The sequence below is a fragment of the Streptomyces mirabilis genome, from assembly GCF_018310535.1.
Lineage (GTDB): Bacteria > Actinomycetota > Actinomycetes > Streptomycetales > Streptomycetaceae > Streptomyces.
The window spans coordinates 184,168-202,762 of the sequence record NZ_CP074102.1; the positions used below are offsets into that span (position 1 = coordinate 184,168).

Below are 18,595 nucleotides of genomic sequence, written 5' to 3' on the forward strand. Positions count from 1 at the left end.
TACTGACTCGTGATTCAGTAAAGGTCCGGTGGGTCTTCGGTCGCGCCGCTCGTTCCGCACTTGGAGGCACCATGGAGGCCGACCCGCGCACCGGCGTTCTCACTGGCGTGCTCACCGGTGGCGAGGCGCTCGTCCGGGCGCTCGCCACGCATGACGTGACGCAGGCGTTCGGCATCCCCGGCACGCACAACCTGGAGATCTACCGGCACTTGGCGGCGTACGGCATACGGCATGCGACCCCGCGCCACGAACAGGGCGCCGGGTACGCCGCCGACGGGTACGCGCGCGTGACGAGCCGCCCGGGTGTCGTGATCACGACCACCGGTCCCGCGCTCCTCAACGTCGCGGCCGCCGTCGGGCAGGCCTACTCGGACAGCGTGCCCCTGCTGGTCGTCTCCCCGGGTATGCCCCTGCGCCACCCCCGGCTGGCGTCCGGGCTGCTGCACGAGATGCGCAGCCAGACCGAGGCGCTGCGGGGCGTCGCCGCGTTCAGCCACCGGGTCTCCTCGGTGGCGGAGATCGGCGCCGCCGTGGCGCGCGCGTTCACCCTCTTCCGTACGCGGCGGCCGCGGCCCGTGCACCTCGAGGTGCCGCTGGACCTGCTGACGGCGGCCGAGACCGCCGGGCCGGTGCGGCTCGCCCCGGCCGCCGCGCCGACGCTGCCGGACGCCGAGGCCGTACGACGGGCCGCGCGCGCCCTGCGGGAGGCGCGGCGGCCCGCACTGGTGCTCGGCGGTGGCGCGCGCGGTGCCGCGACCGCCTGTCTCGCCCTCGCGGAGGCGTGCGGCGCGCCCGTCGTGACGACCGCCAACGGCAAGGGCGTCGTTCCCGAGCGGCATCCGCTCTCGCTCGGCGTCTCGCTGCACACTGAGTCGGTGCAGAAGTGGCTGGCGGGTCGTGATGTCGTCCTCGCCGTGGGCACGGAACTGGCCGAGTCCGATTTCTGGTCGCCGCCGACCGCCCTCGGGGGCACGCTCGTCCGGGCCGACCTCGACCCGGACCAGATGCACTCCGGGCTGCCCACGGACATCGCGCTCGTCGGCGACGCGCGGGCCTCCCTGGAGGGGCTGTTGTCGGAAATCGGCCTCCACGCGCGTGTGCGACACGACATCCCCGACCCACGAGGCGGAACCAACGTCGACGAGGTCGCCGCGGTGCGGGACGCGCGATACGCCGGGAGTGCCGCGCGCGACGCGCGCTGGATCCCGTACCTGCGGGCGATCCGCGCCGTCCTGGCCGACGACGCGGTCATCACCTCGGACAGTGCCCAGTGCTGCTACTACGGCGCGCTCCCGCACCTCCCGCTGGGCCCGGCGGGACGCTATCTTCACCCGACCGGCTTCGGCACGCTCGGCTACGCGCTGCCCGCGGCGCTCGGTGCCAAGGTGGCGTGCCCGCAGCGCCAGGTGGTGGCACTGAGCGGGGACGGCGGCCTCCAGTTCACGGTGCAGGAACTGGCGACCGCCGCGCAGCTGCGACTCCCGCTGCCCGTCGTGGTGTTCGACAACGGCGGCTACGGAGAGATCCGCGACGAGATGGCCGCACGGGGTGACCGCCCGACCGCGGTGGACCTCGCTCCGGTCGACCTGCCCGCCCTGGCCCGCGCCTACGGAGGACAGGGCACACGCGTGTGCCACCCCGACGAGCTGGCTCTCGCCCTCACCGAGGCGCTGCGCACGCCTGGTCCCACCCTGATCGCCGTCCCCGAGGAGACCCCATGACCACGCCCATGACCACGCCCCCGACCGCGCCGTCGGCCGCGCCGCTCACCCCGCCTTCGACCGCGCCCCTGATCACGCTCACCTGGACCGACCACGTCACGGGCAGACCCGGCTATCTCGTGGTCGACCGGCTCGTCCGGGGCGTCTCCAGCGGCGGCCTGCGGATGCGCGCGGGCTGCACCCTGGACGAGGTCGCCGGGCTCGCCCGCGGGATGACGATGAAGGAGGCCCTGCACTACAACCCCGAGGGCCGCTACATCCCGCTGGGCGGTGCCAAGGGCGGCATCGACTGCGATCCCCAGGACCCGGCGGCGTACGGCCTGCTGGTGCGCTATCTGCGCGCCATGCGCCCCTACATCGAGAGCTTCTGGACCACGGGTGAGGACCTCGGGCTCACCCAGGACCTGGTCGACCGGGCCGCCGAGGAGGCGGGGCTCGTCTCGTCCATCCAGGCCGTGTACCCGCTGCTCGACGACGAGACGACGGCCCGTCGGCGGCTCGCGGAAGCCTTCGCGGTCGACGTGGACGGGATCGGGCTCGACGAACTGGTCGGCGGCTGCGGTGTCGCCGAGTCGGTGCTCGCGGCCCTGGACCGGGCCGGGGTGGCGCGCGCGGGGACGCGCGTGGCCGTACAGGGCCTGGGCACCATGGGGGGCGCCACGGCCCGCTTCCTCTCCCGCGCGGGCCTCGACATCGTCGCCGTCGCGGACGTCAAGGGAACGATCGCGAACCCGGACGGGCTCGACGTCGACGCGCTGCTCGCGGCGCGGGACGCCTACGGGACGGTCGACCGCGGCGCGCTGCGCCCGGCCGACCAGGAACTCCCGGGCGACGCCTGGCTGTCCGTGGACGCGGAGGTGCTGGTTCCCGCGGCGGTCTCGTACGCCATCGACACCGAGAACCAGCGGGGGATCGGCGCCCGCTGGATCGTCGAGGCGGCCAACATGCCCGTACTGCCCGAGGCGGAGGAGCTGCTCGCCGCGCGCGGGGTCGTCGTGCTGCCGGACGTCGTGGTCAACTCCGGGACGAACGCCTGGTGGTGGTGGACGCTCTTCGGCGACATCGGCGCGGACGCGGACGAGGCGTTCACGTACACCCGGCGCTCCATGCGTGACCTGATCGACCGGATGCTGGCCCGCGCGGAGGCCGACGGGACGACTCCGCGGGCCGCGGCGCACGCCATCGTCGCCGACCGGCTGCCGGTGATCGCGGAGCGGTTCGGGTGGTACCGCTGACGGGCACCCGCCTCGCGGCCCTCCCGTCATTCCTCCTGGGGAATTGAGGCGCGGGGCCGGTGACAGCAGAGTCGGTGGAGCGAGGGCGCGCGAGCACGCGTGACCGCCCCTCCCCCCACCAAGTCCGACTCGTACCGGGAGTATCCATGCCCACCATCGACCCGCAGGACCTGATCGAGCGCTACATCGGCGTCTGGAACGAGCCCGATCCCGAGATCCGCCGCAAGACCGTGGACGAACTCTGGGCTCAGGACGGTCTGCACGTCCTCCGGCCGCCTCAGCAGATGCGGGACACCGCGGTGGACCTCGGCTTCACCACCGCCGTCCTGGAGGCCCGTGGCCACGACGAACTGCACACGCGCGTGACGCGCGCCTACGACGACTTCGTCGCCCCGGGGACCTACGTCTTCCGGATCCAGGAACCCGCCCAACGGCTGCGGGACGTCATCACGTTCCGCTGGGAGTCCTTCCACACCGGGGAGGGACGTGCCACGGGTGGCGGCCGGGAGTTCCTGGTCCTCGACGAGGACGGCCGCATCCGGTTTGACTACCAGTTCGTCGACTGACCCTGCCGAGCATTAGGCTTACCGCGTGGCAAGGGTGCGGTTGAGCGTGGCGGAACGGCGCGAGGAGTTGCTGCGCGCCGCCATCGAGCAGATCGAGGCGCGGGGCGTGGCGGCGGTGCGGATCGCCGACGTGGCCTCGGTGCTCGGGGTGAGCAACGCGTTGGTGCTGTACCACTTCTCGACCAAGGAGAAGCTGGTCGCCGCCGCGTTCACCTATGCGGCCGAGGACGACCTCGCCCATCTGCGCAAGCTGCTCGGCCGTCGTACGTCGGCGCTGCGCAGGCTGCGCGCCGCCGTGCGCTGGTACGCGCCGACCGGCCAGGCCAAGGGCTGGCGGCTGTGGATCGAGGGCTGGGCGGCCGCCCTGCGCGAGCCTGCGCTTCAGGAGGTCACGCGTGATCTCGACAAGCAGTGGAAGGCCGCCATCACCGAGGTGATCGCGGAGGGAGTGGCGGGCGGCGAGTTCGAGTGCCCGGATCCCACGGGCGCCGCCCTGCGACTCACGGCGCTGCTCGACGGGCTGGCCGTGCAGATGACCGCCTACACGGGAGCGGTGTCGCGGGCGCGGGCCCAGGAGTGGGTGGATGAGGCGCTCGCCCGGGAACTGGGGCTCGCGCGGGAGGCTTTGGCGGCGGCGGTGCGCTGAGACACGCGCCTGGACGGTTCGGTCGACAATCGCCGCCCCGCCGCCCACCGAGCGGGTCGGTCCGGCTGCGACCGGCCCACCCCCGGGCCCTTCACCTCGTCGGCCGCCGGCTCACTGCCACCCGAGTCGGCTAGCCCACCGCCGAGCCGCCGCGGAGACGTCCACGGGGCACGGCCGGCCCGGCCCGTCGACAGCCGCCGCGCCATGTCGACGCACGACGACGCCGCCGCGCCACAAGGGCCGCAGGCGCGGCGGCGAGTTCGGCCCGGGCCCGGGCCCGCGCCCACCCCCTCCAAGGCACCGGCACGTCGGGGACCCGTCGTTCAGGCCACCGACTCGATCCGCATCTTGATGTCGTCCGGCGAGAGGCTGCCCTTGGCGGCCACGTGGTCGCCGGAGGACTCCCCGCGCAGTCGGCGCCCGATCCACGGGACGAGGTACTCGCGTGCCCAGTGGATGTCGTCACGCCGGACCTCGAGGGTGCCGCGGGGCGGCAGCGGAGGCCAGGGCTGGTCGGGGTCCGCGGGCACTTCGAGGCCGAGGACCTGGCCGGCGCGCAGCGCGACCCGGGTGTGGCCCTCGGGTGAGAGGTGCAGGCGGTCGCCGTCCCAGGCGCGGCGGTCCTGGATCGTCTTCAGGGACCACAGGTCGAGGACCGGACAGCCGTACCGGTCCGCGATGGCGCGTACGTGCCCGTTGTACGTGGCGATCTTGCCGCGCAGATGCTTCAGCACGGGCACGGTACGGGTGTCGAAGCCGGTCGTCACCATGACGGTGCCGACGGCGGAGGTGAGGTCGGCGACCGCGCGCTCGAAGCGCTCGGCAACCTCGTCGGGGTCGGTGCCCGGCCGGATGATGTCGTTGCCGCCCGCGCAGAAGGAGACCAGGTCGGGGGCGAGTTCCTTGGCGCTCCTGAGCTGGTCCTCGACGATCTGGTCGAGCAGCTTTCCGCGTACGGCGAGGTTCGTGTAGGTGAAGTCGCCTTCGGGCCGCCGGTCGGCGAGAAGCACCGCGAACCGGTCGGCCCACCCGACGAAAGCCCCGTCGGGGCCGAGGTCTCCGACGCCTTCGGTGAAGCTGTCCCCCACCGCCACGTACGACCCGATCACTGATCTGTTGTCACTCTTCGAATCGTCTGCCACATCGGCCCATGATTCACCTTTCGATGTGAGCTACGCGACCGTAGGAAGGGGTTGACGGGTGGTGAGATAAGCCACTCGTAAAGTGTCGGTGAACCCGGAATAAGGCCCTCTCAGGAGTGGTTGAACAGCCGCCACACCTGGAAGTCCTCGATCCGGAAGTGGCTCCATGTGGTCCGGAACGCGAAGTGCCCGCTCGTGTACGGCTCCGGGTCGCCGTAGTCGAAGACCAGCCGTCCGTTGTCCCACCAGCGGACCGTGGAGCCGTCCGAGACGATCCGGACACGGTTGGGCCCGTTGGCCATGAGCAGCGGCTTCCGTGTAGTCGTAGACGAGCGGGCGGACGCCCGGCTCCCCCACGTACCGGCGCAGCCGCGTGGTCGTGTTGGTGTTGGCGCCGTATCCGACGTAGTACGTCTTCAGGTAGTCGTATTCGGCCAGGGCGCCGCCGCGCGGCGTGGCGAAGAGGTCGTTCGGGGAACGGACGTCGACGGCGTTCCAGAAGTTGTTGAGGTCGGAGACCCGGTCGTTGACACCGCCCTCGGAGACGGGTGTGGCGGTGTACTCGATGACGTAGGGCCCTTCGAGCCTCTGTTTGAACCAGACCGTCGCACCGCTCGGTACGTCGATCTCCAGGACGCCGCGCGAGGCGCTGACCGTGCCGCCGTCCTGCAGTTCGGTGACCCACTGGCCGAGGCCGTGGCGGAAGCCGTCGTGGGCGATGAGCCGGCCGCGACGGTGACGCGGCGAGGCGCTCGCGGTGGTGGCCGGCACGAGCGTCGACAGCGCGGCACCGGCGGCGAGGGTCGCGAAGGCTCTGCGGGTGGTCATGAGGTTCCTTCCGTGCGAGCGGCGGTGGTGATGGCGGGCTTCGGCACCCGCCGGGTCCCGGTGCCCGGGTAATAGTCCGTGTACGTCGACTGGAGATAGCCGCGCACGGTCCAGCCGAGGCGGTGGCCGGGGTTCTGGGCGAGCGTGTAGATACGCCGTCTCACCGTCGATCACCGAAATGACCTGGTTGGCGGGCGAGTCGGCGGTCACCTTCGCACCCTCCGCGAAGGTGGTCCCGTCGGCCGTGTCCACCAGCACCTCGGCCTCGCCGTCGCCGTCGAGGTCGTACACGGTGACGTTGTCGCCGTTGCGGTAGCCGCCGATCGCCGTCGAGCCGCTGATCGCGGCGGGCGCGGGGTCGTCGGCGCCGTTCCCGCCGACCTGCGTGTACGAGCCCGGACCGATGTCGACGCGCCACAGCCGCGCGCCGGTGAGCGTGTATGCCTCCAGGAGGTCGGGCTTGTCACGGGTCCGCGCGAGTCGGCTGACGACGAGTTCGTAGCGGCCGTCGCCGTCGAGGTCGCCGGGCCAGGCGTGTTGCACGGTGTATCCGTCGGCGGCTGCCAGCGGAATCTCGGCATAGCCCTTCGCGAAGTCGAGCGCCGCCGAACTCTGCTTCAGCTCATGGCCGTTGACGACGGCACGCACGCTGTACGTGCCGGGTGCCGCCGGGCTGTCGTCCTGGTATGTGGTCGAGCGGGTGACCGGCGCCCGGTTGAGCCGCCGTCCGCCCTTGTACACGTCGAACGCGATCGCGTCCCCGTACCGTGCGTACTCCGTGCCGAGTAACCGGGCTCTTCGAAATTGGTGGGGGTTTGAGCGCCGGACGGGGTTCCACTGTGGACCCTGACTGATAGATGCCCGCAGCTCTCGTAGATCATGTTGTTGTCGAAGCAAGATGATCACAACAGAAGAGCTACGGACGTGGCAAACGATACGACGCGGTTGTTGGGCCTTGACGGCCTGGCCGTGGTCGGGGTTGCCGACGACACCGACGGGCCGGTGGTGTACCTGGTCACTGCTGATGAGCTGGCACGCCACTGCCCAGACTGCGGCACCCGGGCGCGGCGGTCGAAGGGCCGGCGGGTGACCCGGCCGCGTGACCTGTCGGTCGGTGGCCGCCGACCGCGGCTGGTGTGGGCCAAGCGCCGCTGGCGCTGCGACGAGCTGGCGTGCCGGCGTCGCTCGTTCACCGAGTCGGTCCCGCCAGTACCGTCACGTAAGCGGCTAACCACACGATTACGGACTGCGGCCGGGGCGGCGGTGGCCGATCAGGGCCGCACGGTCGCCCAGGCGGCCCGCGACCATGCGCTCTCCTGGCCGGTCGTTGCGGCGGCGTTCACCAGTCACGCCCGGGCGGTGCTGCCGGCCCAGCCCGAGCCGGTGCAGGCGCTCGGTATCGACGAGATCCGCCGAGGCCGGCCGAGATGGATCCCCGACGAGGCCACCGGGATCTGGCCGACCGCCGTGGACCGTTGGCACGTCGGCTTCGTCGACCTGTCCGGCAAGCAGGACCTGCTCGGGCAGGTCGAAGGCCGCACCGCCCAGGCGGTCATCGACTGGCTGGCCGACCGCGACCAAGCCTGGCGCGACGCAGTCCAGTACGTCGCGATCGACATGTGCACGATCTTCAAGTCGGCGATCAGCCGGGTCCTGCCGCAGGCCACCCTGATCGTGGACGACTTCCACCTGGTGCAGCTGGCGAACCAGACCCTCACCGAGGTCCGCCGCCGGGTCACCGTGACCCATCGCGGCCGGCGCGGCCGCAAGGGCAACCGCGAGTGGGAACTGCGCAACCGGCTCACCCGCTCCGCCGCCCGGATGCGCGGCGAGCACGTCGACGCTCTCCTCGACGAGCTGTCCAACCTGCCCAGGGTGATCGGCGCGCCGATCACCGTTGCGTGGAACGCCAAGGAAGACCTCCTGGACCTGCTTGCCACCGCCCGGACCCGCCCAGACCGGGAACAGGTCCGCGATCTGCTGTACCGGTTCTACCGCCGATGCGCCGACGCCGACCTTCCCGAACTGCAGCGCCTAGCCACAACCGTCGAGACATGGTGGCCAGAGATCCTTGCGTTCCTGCACACTGGGATCACCAACGCCGGCTCCGAAGGCACCAACCGGGTCATCAAGACCATCGCCCGCGACGCCTACGGCTTCCGCAACCCCGGCAACCAGCGCTTACGCACCCGCTGCGCGACCACCCGTCGAGCCCGTGGACACCTCGATGCCCGCTAATTTCGTTGAGCCCGCACCCTGCAATCGTGTTGGCTGGCGGCACCGAACTGTCAGTACCGCAGGTGTCCGCTTGGCTGTAGCAGGGAGTTAAACGTGCAGGACATTGTTGTCGACCCCGTTGCCCACAATCGGGCAGCCTGGGACAAGTATGTCCAAGAGGGCAACGAGTGGTCGAGGCCGGTGAGTGCTGAGGATGTCGAGCGCGCCCGCATGGGCGACTGGTCGATTGTTCTCATCGGGCGTGAGCCAGTCGACCGCTCCTGGCTGCCGACGGACCTGACCGGCAAGGACGTGTTGTGCCTGGCCTCCGGCGGTGGCCAGCAGGGTCCGATCCTCGCCGCCGCAGGGGCGCGGGTCACCGTATTCGACAACTCACCCCGCCAGCTCGGCCAGGACCAGATGGTGGCGGCGCGCGACGGACTCGAGCTGCGCACCGTCCTAGGCGACATGCGCGACCTCAGCGCCTTCGGCGACGCAACATTCGACGTCGTATTCCATCCGGTCTCTAACCTATTCGTACCAGACTTGGCACCGGTGTGGCGTGAGTGCTTCCGCGTCCTGCGACCGGGCGGAACTCTGCTCGTGGGCTTCCTCAACCCTGATGTGTACTTGTTCGACCACGAGGCGCTCGACGAGCGCGGCGAGCTGATCGTCGTGCACAAGCTGCCCTACAGCGATGTCACGCAGTACTCCGCCGAGGAACGCACCACGAAGTTCGGCGCGGATGCCGCTCTTGAATACAGCCACACCCTCACCGACCAGATCGGCGGGCAACTCGCCGCGGGGTTCGTCCTCACCGGCTTCGCGGAAGCGCCGCACCAATCCAACGCATCCGCTCAATACATGTCGAACTATTTTGCGACGCTGGCGGTCAAGCCGGGCTGACCCAGCCGTGGGGCCGGCCGAGACGACCGTGTCTCCGAATGGCCAAGTGGAGTGCTGTGCCAGCCCGACCCCCACTAACTTCGCTGAGCCAGTAACCGCCGCCTCAGGAAGGTGCCCTTGCCGGAGGGGACGGCGACCAGGCCGCGGTCCAGGTTCTCCACGATCCGGCGCGGCGGCGGATGCTGTTCGGTGGCGTGCGAGGGCGCGCCGACCAGTCCGGCCTGCAGCGCGGCGGCGGTGACGACGCCGAGTCTTCGAGGTCTCAGGATGACGTGCTCCTTGCGGTGGCGACGACGGCCGCGATGCCGTCGCCGAAGACACAGAAAGCACTTACGGAGATCACTGTGGAGTCACTCCCGCACCGTGTCGACACCTCGTGCGCCGGTGCCACAAGACCGCAATGTGCCGATCATGAAATGACCACGCCGGGACGCGTGGAGAAACACCGAGGGCCGGACCTCCGCGATCGCAGAGGTCCGGCCCTCGAAGGTCGTGAAAGGCGCGGCGGGCGTCAGCCGACGGCGACACCGTGCGAGCGCAGGTACGCGACCGGGTCCACGTCCGAGCCGTAGTTCGGGGTGGTGCGGATCTCGAAGTGCAGATGCGGACCGGTGACGTTGCCGGTCGCGCCTGAGAGACCGATCTGCTGGCCCTCGGTCACGGTCTGGCCCGCCGAGACCGACAGGGCGGACATGTGGGCGTACTGCGAGTACCGGCCGTCGGCGTGCTGGATGACGACCTGGTTGCCGTACGCGCCGCCCCAGCCGGCCGAGACGACGGTGCCGGCGGCGACGGCCTTGATGGTGGTGCCGGTCGGGACCACGAAGTCCACGCCGGTGTGGTAGCCGCTGGACCACATGCTGCCGGCGACCCTGTAGCCGGTACCGATGGTGGCGCCCTCGACCGGCAGGGTGTAACCGGTGTTGTCGGCGGTGCCGGTGGCCTGGGTGGCCGCGGCCTGGCTCTTGGGCGCGTCCGCCGCGCTGGACGACTCGGTGGCCGGCTGCGCCGACGACCGCGTGGACGTCTTGGCGGACGACTGCGTGGACGACTTGACCGACGGCTTGGTGTCGTCGGTCGACGCGGCCTTCTCGCCGATCGTGAGCTTCAGGCCGGGGTGGATCAGCGAGGGGTCGCCGCCGATGGCCTGGCGGTTGTCGGAGTAGAGCTTCTGCCACCCGCCGCTGAGATGCTGCCGCTCGGCGATCTTGGCGAGCCAGTCGCCGGCCTTCACCGAATAGGTCTTCGTCGCGGCCGTGGAGGCCGTCGCGGTCTTTTCCGAAACTGTCGCGGACTTTTCGGAAACTGTCGCGCCGGAAATCGTCGCGGTCTTTTCCGGAGTGGACGAAACCGCGGCTGTCGGCGTCACGGCATGGGCACCGGCGGCCCCCATCAGCGGCAGCGCGAGCGCGGCGCCACCGGTTCCGGCCACGGCGATCGAGCGGGAGAAGCGCTGGGACTTGGGACGGCGGTGCTTACCCTTCGCGGGCATGAAGAATTCCTCTCCGGCGCCTGCGAGGTGAGCTGTCGGGTGCGGGCTGGAGATGCCCGGCCACGCGGCTGCGCGGCTATACCCCTAGCCGTTCCGGAGACCGGAACAGGCGTGGTACCTGTGGGTCCCCCGCTCCTGCCGATTACCGGTGGGTGTGCGGATACCGGGCGGCGGCAGGATTGGGCGTCCGTCCGGATTGAGGGCGAACGTAAGCGAGATGGGGGCGCATCGCCAACCATATGGCTTTTCTGTGCGCATGCCTCTCTTGATCCATGCCGGAATGCCGGTCACCCTCCGTGGACAATGATCTCCCCCGTCCCTCAAACCGCCCGGAAATTCGGGCGGATCGAGAAAGCGGGACCGCAACGCATCGTCACGAATATGACGCTGCTCACGCACGTCGCACCACGGTCCTTCATTCCAGGGCCAGTTGGAATGAAGGCATCAATACGGACAGAACACTCACATGCGACGCAGCCGGATAACTGCCGCATCGAAGTCCCCGCGCAGCCCCGCCCGCAACCCGTGATGCAACAGCACCGCACCTCGGTGCACTTCGCCCGTTTCGCGGCATTCGTACGCGGCGCTCGGATCCAGCCCGCGTAGCCGGAGCGGGGCGACCGGCTCGCCGTGGTGCTGGGCCTGGAGCAGGGCGAGGACGACGGTCTCGTCGCCGCGGACGTACTGCACGGCGCTCAGTCCGCCCTCCGGAGGCCGCAGCCGGTAGAGGTCGCCGCGCTGCACGACCGGCCGGATCTCCTTGTAGAGGTCCACCCACTCCCGCGCCTCGACGAGCTCCGCCTCGCTCCAGTCGGCCAGGTCACCGCCGACCCCGAGGACCCCGGCCATGGCGCTCACGAACCGGAAGCGCAGCGCGCTGATCCGCCCGTTGAGCTGCGCGTTCGGGCTGTCCGTGACCCAGGCGGCCATGATCCGGGCCGGGTGGATCTGGCTGAAGCCGTGCTGGATGGCGAGCCGGTCGAGCGGGTCGGTGTTGTCGGAGGTCCACACCTGGTCCGTACGCGCCATGACCCCGAGGTCGATCCGGCCGCCACCGCCCGAGCAGGACTCGAAGGCGACCCCGGGGTGCTCGGCGCGCAGCCGGTCCAGGAGTCCGTACAGGGCCTCCACGTGCTCGACCCACAGCTTCTGGGGGTACGGCTCGCCGGGCCAACCGGCGTCCGTGAAGCAGCGGTTGAAGTCCCACTTCACATAGTCGATCGGGGCGCTCGAGAGCAGACTGTCGAGCTGCTCCCACAGGTGCTCCTGGACGTCCGGGCGGGCGAGGTTGAGTACGAGCTGGTTGCGGAACTCCGTCCTGGTCCGCCCCGGCTGGAACTGCACCCAGTCGGGGTGCGCGCGGTACAGCTCGCTGTCAGGATTGACCATCTCCGGCTCGACCCAGATCCCGAACTGCATGCCGAGCGCGTGCACGTCGTCGGCGAGGGGCTTCAGTCCCTGCGGGAAGCGGTCCGGGTTGGGGGTCCAGTCGCCGAGCCCGGCGCGGTCGCTCGTCCGTGCCCCGAACCAGCCGTCGTCGACGACGAACAGTTCGACGCCCATCGCCGCGGCCCGTCGGGCCAGCTCCCGCTGCCGCTCCTGGGAGATGTCGAAGTGGGTGGCCTCCCAGGAGTTGAAGAGCACCGGCCGGTCCTGATCCGCGTCCGGGATCACGTACGCGCGCTGGTACGCGTGCCACGTCCGGCTTGCCGCGCCGAAGCCGTCGTCGCTCCACAGCCCCGCGAAGACGGGGGTGGTGAACGACTCCCCCGGCTCCAGACGCAACAGTCCGGAGTCGTCGTACCCCGCGCCGCCGGAGATCTGCACGCGCGCGTCGGGGAGTTGGGCCACGCAGATCCGCCAAGAGCCCGACCAGCCGAGCGCGCACCCGTAGACCTCGCCGCTCTCCTCACTCGCCCCGCTGTCCAGCGCGACCCACGGCAGGTGCTGGTGCCCGGTGTGCCCGCGGCGGCTGCCGATGACCTTCTCACCGAAGGTGAGGGGGGAGCGCGCGAGCCGGGACTCGGCCGCCCACCGCCCGTGCAGCTGGGAGAGCCGCCAGCCGTCGCGCTCCGGCAGCGTCCAGGTCGCGGAGTCCGCGCGCAGCAGCTCCAGGGAGGGCCCTTCGTTGGCCAGGGTCACCCAGCGCTCGACGACGTCGCCGCGCATCCGGTAGTGCAGGGTGATGCCGAGCCCGTCGTCCGCGAAGCGCAGCCGCAGTTCGTCACCGTCGGCCTCGTACGCCTCGAAACGCCATTCGGTGCCGCGCCGCTCCTGCGTCCGCACGGACAGCGCCGGACGTACGAAGCGGGGGCCGCCCTCGACGGGATACTCCTCGCGCCCGTCGAGCCGGGACTCGAAGGGCCGGTACGGCGGGCCGGGCAGGGCGGCCAGCGACTCGGCGTCGGCGAGGGTGATCCGTGGCCCCCAGTGGAGGTGGAGCAGTTCGTCGAGGTCGGTCAGCCGCAGTGCGTAGCTGCTGGCCGGACCCGAAAGAAGCCACGTACGACCATCTCCGCCGATTTCGATCATCAAACCCTCACAGATTCGAACATCCGCACTCAATCACCAACATCATCAACGGCGTCTCACTCGGGAGGCAACGGCTGTGGACAACTTCATTGCCTGAGGAACCCATGTCGTATCGTCGAAAGCGCGATTCCCGTCGGCGAGCGTCGCCGAGCAGCGCCGGCGGTCCAATGGGAGGAGCCCCCGTGACGCAGCAGGTCCCGTCGACCGAGCCGGAGCTGGCCGGAGTGCGCAACTTCCGAGACGTGGGCGGCCTGCCCACCGTGGACGGCCGGCGGGTGCGCTACGGACAGCTGTTCCGCAGTGGTCATCTCGCGCACGCCACGGACGAGGACGCCACCTTCCTCTCCTCCCTCGGGCTGCACACGATCTTCGACTTCCGCAATGCCTCGGACCAGAAGCTGGAGGGGCCGGACGTCGAGCTGCCGGGTGTACGGAACGTGAACCTTCCGCTCACCGACCCTGCCGACGGCAGCGAGTTCTGGAAGATGGTCCGCGACGGCGACGTGGAACAGCTGCGCGGGCACCTCGGCGACGGCAAGGCGGCGAACCGGATGATCGGTTCCTACCGCACGATCGTCAAGGAGCGCACGGCCGAGCACTCGCACGTGCTGCACGCGCTGGCCGAGGACAGCGTGCCCGCGCTGATGCACTGCGCGGCGGGCAAGGACCGCGCGGGCCTCTCCATAGCCGTGACACTCCTCGCCCTCGACGTCGAACGCGACGCGATCGTGGCGGACTACCTGGAGTCGAACGCGACGCACCGTCGCTACAAGGTGCGCCGCAACGGCTCCTCGGAAACGGCCCGCTCCCCCGAGGTCATGGAGCTGCTCAGCCCTCTGTTCGACGCCCGCGCCGAGTATCTGACCGCGGCCTTCGAGACGATCGAGGATACCTGGGGTGGCATCGCCCCCTACCTGGAGCGGGGGCTGGGGGTCACGCCCGAGCAGCGGGAGCGGCTGCGCGAGCGCCTGCTGGACTGAACCCCGAGGGACTGAACCCTGGGCTACTGGTTCTGCCCGCCCAGCTCGAACAGCAGATAGATGAAGGCCGCGAAGAGGTGGCCGACGGCGATGTAGATGATGAGGCGTACCCACAGGGCGCGGGGGAACTTCTCGACCATGCGCCGCCGAGTGACGGGGGCGGCGGATTCCGTGGGCTCCGTGGGTTGCGTGTATTCCGTGGATTCCGTCATGACAGCTCTCCCATGGTCGGGTGCCCTGCCGCCGGGCCGAGGCACAGCGCGGCGGTGGGGCTCTGCAGCAGGGTGTGTACGAAGAGGAGTTCGGCCCCCGACTGATCGGCGGCCGCGATGCGGTGCGGGGTCAGCGAGTCGAAGTGCGCGCTGTCCCCGGGCGCGAGCACCTGGGCGGTGTCCCCGAGGCGCAGCCGCAGCCGCCCCTGAAGGACGTAGAGCCACTCCTCGCCGGGGTGGACGCGCACGATGTCGCCCTGCGAGCCGTAGGGGACGTGCACCCGCAGGGCCTGCATTCCGCGGCCCGGGGCACCGGCCTGCCAGTAGGTCCAGCCGCCCGCCTTCGTCGGCTCCATGTCGGCGGCCCGGACGATCGCGTCCCGTTCGGCGACCGTCTCACCCAGCAGTTCGGAGACCGTCGTACCGTAGATACGAGCGAGTGCGAGCAGCATCGGCAGCGAGGGCTGGCGCTGCCCCGTCTCCAGTCGGGAGAGGTGGGCGGCCGAAAGGCCGGCGGCGCCGGCCGCGGCCTCCAGGGTCAGCGAGGCTCGGCGGCGCAGCGCACGCAGCTGCGGTGCGACGGCGGGCAGCGCCTCGGCTGCTGCGGACTCCGGCGGTGTGGCGGCCGCCCCCGACTCGACAGGGCTCATGCCCTCTATTGAGCCGCACTGTTGCCTCTCGGGCAAGTTTCTTGCCTCAGAGGCAAACCATTCGTCCCGGTGAAGGCGGGCCCGTGGTGCGAGCCCGCCCCGCCCCTTCGTGCCGCAGGGCTAGCGGTTGGCGACCGCCTGCTTGACCAGGGTTTTTCCGAAGTCCCACATCAGACCGCCGCCGCTGTGCGCGTCTTCCATCACGGCGGTGAAGGCCTCCACGAACCGGTCCACGTCCCGTTCGCCGATGATCAGCGGCGGGATCAGCTTGATCACCTCCAGGTGGTCGCCGGAGACCTGGGTGAGGATGCGGTGCCGCTGGAGCAGCGGGACGACGACCATCTGCGCGAACAGGCCCTTGCGCGCGGCCTGGAGCATGGTCCAACGACTGCGCAGCTTGAGCGACTTGGGCCGGCCGAACTCGATGCCGATCATCAGGCCCCGGCCGCGTACGTCGCTCAGCAGCTCGTACTTGTCGATGAGCGCCGCGAGCCGGGACTTGAGCTGTTCTCCCGTGGCCCGGGCGTTCGCGACGATCTGTTCGTTCTCCATCACGGAGAGCACGGCGAGGCCCGCCGCCATGGCCTGAGCGTTCGAGCCGAAGCTCGCCGAGTGGACGAGGACCCGGTCCATGGACGAGTAGACCTTCTTGAAGATCCAGTCCTTGCCGAGCGTCGCGCCGACCGGCACATAGCCGCCGGACAGCGCCTTCGCCACGCACACCAGGTCCGGTTCGACGCCCTCCTCGTGCTGGTACGCGTAGAAGTCCCCGGTCCGCCCGAGACCCGTCTGCACCTCGTCCGCGATGAGCAACGCCTTGTGCCGGTGCAGCAGTTCCTGCGCGGCACGCAGATACCCGGGCGGGGCCTCGTGCACACCCTTGCCCTGGATGGGCTCGACGATCAGCCCGGCGACATCGCCCTTCTTCAGCTCCCGGGCCAGAGCGTCCAGGTCACCGAGCGGAACGGCGGTGTCGGGCAGCAGCGGGGCGAAGCCGTCGCGGAAGCCGTCCTCGCCGTTGACGGACAGCGAGCCGGTGGTCAGCCCGTGGAAGGCGTGGGAGCAGTAGAGGATCCTCGGCCTCCCGGTGGCGTACCGGGCGAACTTGAGCGCGGTCTCCACCGCCTCCGTACCGCTGTTGCCGAAGAACACCCGGTCCAGGTGGGGACTGTGGGCGAGCAGCCTCTCGGCGAGGAGCCCGGGCAGCGGCTGGCAGTCGAAGCGGGTGAGGTCGGCGAGCGAGGCGTCCAGGACGTCGTGCAGCGTCTTGCGTACGACGGGGTGGTGGCGGCCCAGGCCCATCACCCCGAACCCGGCGAGCATGTCCAGGTAGTCGTTGCCGTCCGCGTCCCAGAAGTGCGCGCCCTCGGCCCGCTCGTACACCTTGTCGAAGCCGATGGTGTGCAGCATGCGCGGGAGCTGGTGGTTCAGGTACTTGGTGTGCAGCTCGTAGCGCTCGGCTCCGCGCGCGGCGAGGAGCGCGCCGAGGTCGAACTCCCCCTTCTCCACAGGGTCGGTCATTCCTGTTTCTCCTTGGACAACTCTTCCTCGGACGGCGCGTCCTTCGACAGCGCGTCCTTGACGGCCAGACCGGCGCTGATCCGCCCGGCGATCTCGACGGGCGTGAGACCTATGTCGGCCAGCACCTCCCCGCGCTTGGCGTGCGCGAGGAACTGCTCCGGGATGCCGAAGCGCCGTACGGGCACGTCGACCTCGGCGTCCCCGAGCGCCAGCGCGACCGCGGCGCCGACGCCGGCCGCCCGGCTGTTGTCCTCGACGACCGCGACGAGCCGGTGCTCGGCGGCGAGGCCGGGCAGCGCCGGGTCGACGGGTTTGACCCAGCGCGGGTCGACGACCGTGCACCCGACGCCACGGGCCTCCAGCAGGTCGGCCGCCTGGAGGCAGACCGGCGCCATCACGCCGACGGCGACCAGGAGGACCTGCGGGGTGTCGTCGGAGCGGTGCAGGACGTCGAGTCCGCCCAGGTGGTCGACCGCCGGGATCGCGGGACCCACCGACTCCTTCGGGAAGCGGATCAGCGTCGGCGCGTCGTCGACGGCGACCGCCTCCCGCAACTGCGCCCGCAGCTGGTCGGCGTCGCGCGGCGCGGCGATCCTCAGGCCGGGCACGACCTGCAGGATCGACATGTCCCACATCCCGTTGTGCGAGGCCCCGTCGACGCCGGTGACCCCCGCCCGGTCCAGCACGAAGGTCACTCCGCAGCGGTGCAGCGCGACGTCCATGAGGAGCTGGTCGAAGGCCCGGTTGAGGAAGGTCGCGTAGACGGCGACGACCGGGTGGAGACCGCCGGTGGCGAGCCCGGCCGCCGACACCGTGGCGTGCTGTTCGGCGATCCCTACGTCCCACACCCGGTCGGGGAACCGCTCGGCGAACTTCCCGAGCCCCACCGGGTGCAGCATGGCCGCCGTGATCGCCACGACATCGTCCCGCTCCTCGCCGATCCGAAGGATCTCGTCCCCGAACACCGAGGTCCAGGACGGGCCGCCCGAGGGCGCGAGCGGCTCGCACGTCAGCGGGTCCATCACACCGACCGTGTGGAAGTGGTCCTCCTCGTGCGCGAGCGCCGGCTCGTAACCGCGCCCCTTCTCGGTCAGGCAGTGCACCAGCACCGGCCCGTGGAAACGTTTCGCGCGGCGCAGCGCGGACTCCACGGCCCCGACGTCGTGCCCGTCGATCGGCCCGACGTACTTGAGCCCCAGGTCCTCGAACATGCCCTGCGGCGCGAAGGCGTCCTTGAACCCCTTCTTCGCACCGTGCAGCGACTCGTAGAGGGTGTGTCCGACGACGGGGGTGCGCAGCAGTACGTCCTTGCCCCAGGCGAGGACCTTCTCATAACTGTCGGTCGTCCGCAGGGTCGCGAGGTGGTTGGCGAGGCCACCGATGGTCGGCGCGTACGAGCGTTCGTTGTCGTTGACGACGATGATCAGCGGGCGGTCCTTGGCGGCTGCGATGTTGTTCAGCGCCTCCCACGCCATGCCGCCGGTCAGCGCGCCGTCGCCGATGACCGCGACGACATGGCCCTTCTCGCCCTGCACCTGGCGGGCCTTGGCGAGCCCGTCCGCCCAGCCGAGCGCCGTGGAGGCGTGGCTGTTCTCGATGATGTCGTGCTCGGACTCCTCGCGCGAGGGATAGCCGGACAGGCCACCCTTTCCGCGCAGCTTGGAGAAGTCCTGGCGTCCCGTCAGCAGCTTGTGTACGTAGCTCTGGTGGCCGGTGTCCCACAGGATGCGGTCGACGGGTGACTCGAAAACCCGGTGGAGCGCGATGGACAGTTCCACCACCCCCAGATTGGGTCCGAGGTGACCGCCGGTCCTGGCGACCGCGTGCACCAGGAACTCCCTGATCTCATCCGCCAGTTCACCGACGTCCGCCTCGGCCAGCGCCTTCAGGTCGCGTGGTCCCCGGATGCTCTCCAGAATCGTCACGCTCGGGCCCCCTCTCGGTCCG

At 70.4% G+C, this 18,595-nt stretch carries 14 protein-coding genes, 2 pseudogenes and 1 riboswitch; of the genes and pseudogenes, 7 read left to right on the forward strand and 9 right to left on the reverse strand.

Annotated elements, in window-relative coordinates; genetic code table 11:
• Nucleotides 1-71 precede the first annotated feature (71 nt).
• The 4 genes from SMIR_RS00790 (at nucleotide 72) to SMIR_RS00805 (ending at nucleotide 4,168) form a co-directional block, all read left to right on the forward strand.
• Nucleotides 72-1,721: a 5-guanidino-2-oxopentanoate decarboxylase gene (locus tag SMIR_RS00790; protein ID WP_168498243.1), complete on the forward strand. Its 1,650-nt coding sequence runs from the start codon at nucleotides 72-74 to the stop codon at nucleotides 1,719-1,721.
• An 8-nt stretch (nucleotides 1,722-1,729) separates the two neighbouring features.
• Nucleotides 1,730-2,956, forward strand: a complete 1,227-nt coding sequence (locus SMIR_RS00795) for a Glu/Leu/Phe/Val dehydrogenase dimerization domain-containing protein (RefSeq protein WP_212728249.1) — start codon at nucleotides 1,730-1,732, stop codon at nucleotides 2,954-2,956.
• Between the two features lie 146 nt (nucleotides 2,957-3,102).
• A complete protein-coding gene (locus SMIR_RS00800; RefSeq protein ID WP_168498241.1) occupies nucleotides 3,103-3,522 on the forward strand; it encodes a hypothetical protein in 420 nt (139 codons plus the stop codon).
• Nucleotides 3,523-3,547: 25 nt separating this feature from the next.
• Nucleotides 3,548-4,168: a TetR/AcrR family transcriptional regulator gene (locus SMIR_RS00805; RefSeq protein ID WP_248003283.1), complete on the forward strand. Its 621-nt coding sequence runs from the start codon at nucleotides 3,548-3,550 to the stop codon at nucleotides 4,166-4,168.
• Nucleotides 4,169-4,491: 323 nt separating this feature from the next.
• Here SMIR_RS00805 and SMIR_RS00810 read toward each other — a convergent pair whose 3' ends face one another.
• From SMIR_RS00810 to SMIR_RS44230, 3 genes and pseudogenes are all read right to left on the reverse strand, one after another.
• Nucleotides 4,492-5,277 (reverse strand): SGNH/GDSL hydrolase family protein, encoded by a 786-nt coding sequence (locus SMIR_RS00810; protein ID WP_168501470.1) that lies wholly within the window; start codon nucleotides 5,275-5,277, stop codon nucleotides 4,492-4,494.
• A gap of 143 nt (nucleotides 5,278-5,420) precedes the next feature.
• Nucleotides 5,421-6,138 (reverse strand): annotated as a pseudogene (locus SMIR_RS00815) (DUF6250 domain-containing protein).
• Nucleotides 6,139-6,753: 615 nt separating this feature from the next.
• Nucleotides 6,754-7,179 (reverse strand): annotated as a pseudogene (locus SMIR_RS44230) (rhamnogalacturonan endolyase family protein); the annotation flags it as partial.
• Between SMIR_RS44230 and SMIR_RS00825 the strand changes: the two are divergent.
• The gene (locus SMIR_RS00825) at nucleotides 7,063-8,376 is read left to right on the forward strand and encodes an ISL3 family transposase (RefSeq protein WP_212726304.1); all 1,314 of its coding nucleotides are present in this window, start codon (nucleotides 7,063-7,065) and stop codon (nucleotides 8,374-8,376) included. The pseudogene SMIR_RS44230 and the gene SMIR_RS00825 sit on opposite strands and share 117 nt — an antisense overlap.
• Nucleotides 8,377-8,469: 93 nt before the next feature.
• Nucleotides 8,470-9,261: a class I SAM-dependent methyltransferase gene (locus SMIR_RS00830; RefSeq protein WP_168498236.1), complete on the forward strand. Its 792-nt coding sequence runs from the start codon at nucleotides 8,470-8,472 to the stop codon at nucleotides 9,259-9,261.
• A gap of 511 nt (nucleotides 9,262-9,772) precedes the next feature.
• On the opposite strand, the gene SMIR_RS00835 is transcribed toward SMIR_RS00830, so the two are convergent.
• Together SMIR_RS00835 and SMIR_RS00840 are read right to left on the reverse strand one after the other, a co-directional pair.
• Nucleotides 9,773-10,753 (reverse strand): M23 family metallopeptidase, encoded by a 981-nt coding sequence (locus SMIR_RS00835; RefSeq protein WP_212726305.1) that lies wholly within the window; start codon nucleotides 10,751-10,753, stop codon nucleotides 9,773-9,775.
• A 2-nt stretch (nucleotides 10,754-10,755) separates the two neighbouring features.
• Nucleotides 10,756-10,914, reverse strand: a riboswitch (cyclic di-AMP (ydaO/yuaA leader).
• A 301-nt stretch (nucleotides 10,915-11,215) separates the two neighbouring features.
• Nucleotides 11,216-13,285 carry an alpha-galactosidase gene (locus SMIR_RS00840; protein WP_212726306.1) on the reverse strand — a complete coding sequence of 690 codons (2,070 nt, stop codon included), beginning with the start codon at nucleotides 13,283-13,285 and terminating at the stop codon, nucleotides 11,216-11,218.
• Between the two features lie 182 nt (nucleotides 13,286-13,467).
• Here SMIR_RS00840 and SMIR_RS00845 point away from each other — a divergent pair, with 182 nt between their 5' ends.
• Nucleotides 13,468-14,265, forward strand: a complete 798-nt coding sequence (locus tag SMIR_RS00845) for a tyrosine-protein phosphatase (protein ID WP_212726307.1) — start codon at nucleotides 13,468-13,470, stop codon at nucleotides 14,263-14,265.
• Between the two features lie 23 nt (nucleotides 14,266-14,288).
• Here SMIR_RS00845 and SMIR_RS00850 read toward each other — a convergent pair whose 3' ends face one another.
• From SMIR_RS00850 to dxs, 4 genes are all read right to left on the reverse strand, one after another.
• Entirely contained in the window at nucleotides 14,289-14,405 is a 117-nt protein-coding gene (locus SMIR_RS00850) for a DUF6126 family protein (protein ID WP_101403940.1), read from the reverse strand.
• 68 nt (nucleotides 14,406-14,473) lie between these two features.
• On the reverse strand, nucleotides 14,474-15,127 hold the full coding sequence (locus SMIR_RS00855) for a helix-turn-helix domain-containing protein (protein WP_212726308.1): 654 nt from the start codon (nucleotides 15,125-15,127) through the stop codon (nucleotides 14,474-14,476).
• Nucleotides 15,128-15,247: 120 nt separating this feature from the next.
• On the reverse strand, nucleotides 15,248-16,648 hold the full coding sequence (locus tag SMIR_RS00860) for an aspartate aminotransferase family protein (protein WP_168498226.1): 1,401 nt from the start codon (nucleotides 16,646-16,648) through the stop codon (nucleotides 15,248-15,250).
• The gene (dxs, locus tag SMIR_RS00865; protein ID WP_168498224.1) at nucleotides 16,645-18,573 is read right to left on the reverse strand and encodes a 1-deoxy-D-xylulose-5-phosphate synthase; all 1,929 of its coding nucleotides are present in this window, start codon (nucleotides 18,571-18,573) and stop codon (nucleotides 16,645-16,647) included. The genes SMIR_RS00860 and dxs overlap by 4 nt, the downstream gene beginning before the upstream one ends.
• Nucleotides 18,574-18,595: the final 22 nt, after the last annotated feature.

Bases quoted from the DNA above. Each gene is read 5' to 3' on its own strand.
- SMIR_RS00795 (WP_212728249.1), top strand. From the start codon at position 1,730: ATGACCACGCCCCCGACCGCGCCGTCGGCCGCGCCGCTCACCCCGCCT.
- SMIR_RS00850 (WP_101403940.1), bottom strand. From the start codon at position 14,405: ATGGTCGAGAAGTTCCCCCGCGCCCTGTGGGTACGCCTCATCATCTAC.
- SMIR_RS00790 (WP_168498243.1), top strand. From the start codon at position 72: ATGGAGGCCGACCCGCGCACCGGCGTTCTCACTGGCGTGCTCACCGGT.
- SMIR_RS00840 (WP_212726306.1), bottom strand. From the start codon at position 13,285: ATGATCGAAATCGGCGGAGATGGTCGTACGTGGCTTCTTTCGGGTCCG.
- SMIR_RS00835 (WP_212726305.1), bottom strand. From the start codon at position 10,753: ATGCCCGCGAAGGGTAAGCACCGCCGTCCCAAGTCCCAGCGCTTCTCC.
- SMIR_RS00800 (WP_168498241.1), top strand. From the start codon at position 3,103: ATGCCCACCATCGACCCGCAGGACCTGATCGAGCGCTACATCGGCGTC.
- SMIR_RS00860 (WP_168498226.1), bottom strand. From the start codon at position 16,648: ATGACCGACCCTGTGGAGAAGGGGGAGTTCGACCTCGGCGCGCTCCTC.
- SMIR_RS00855 (WP_212726308.1), bottom strand. From the start codon at position 15,127: ATGAGCCCTGTCGAGTCGGGGGCGGCCGCCACACCGCCGGAGTCCGCA.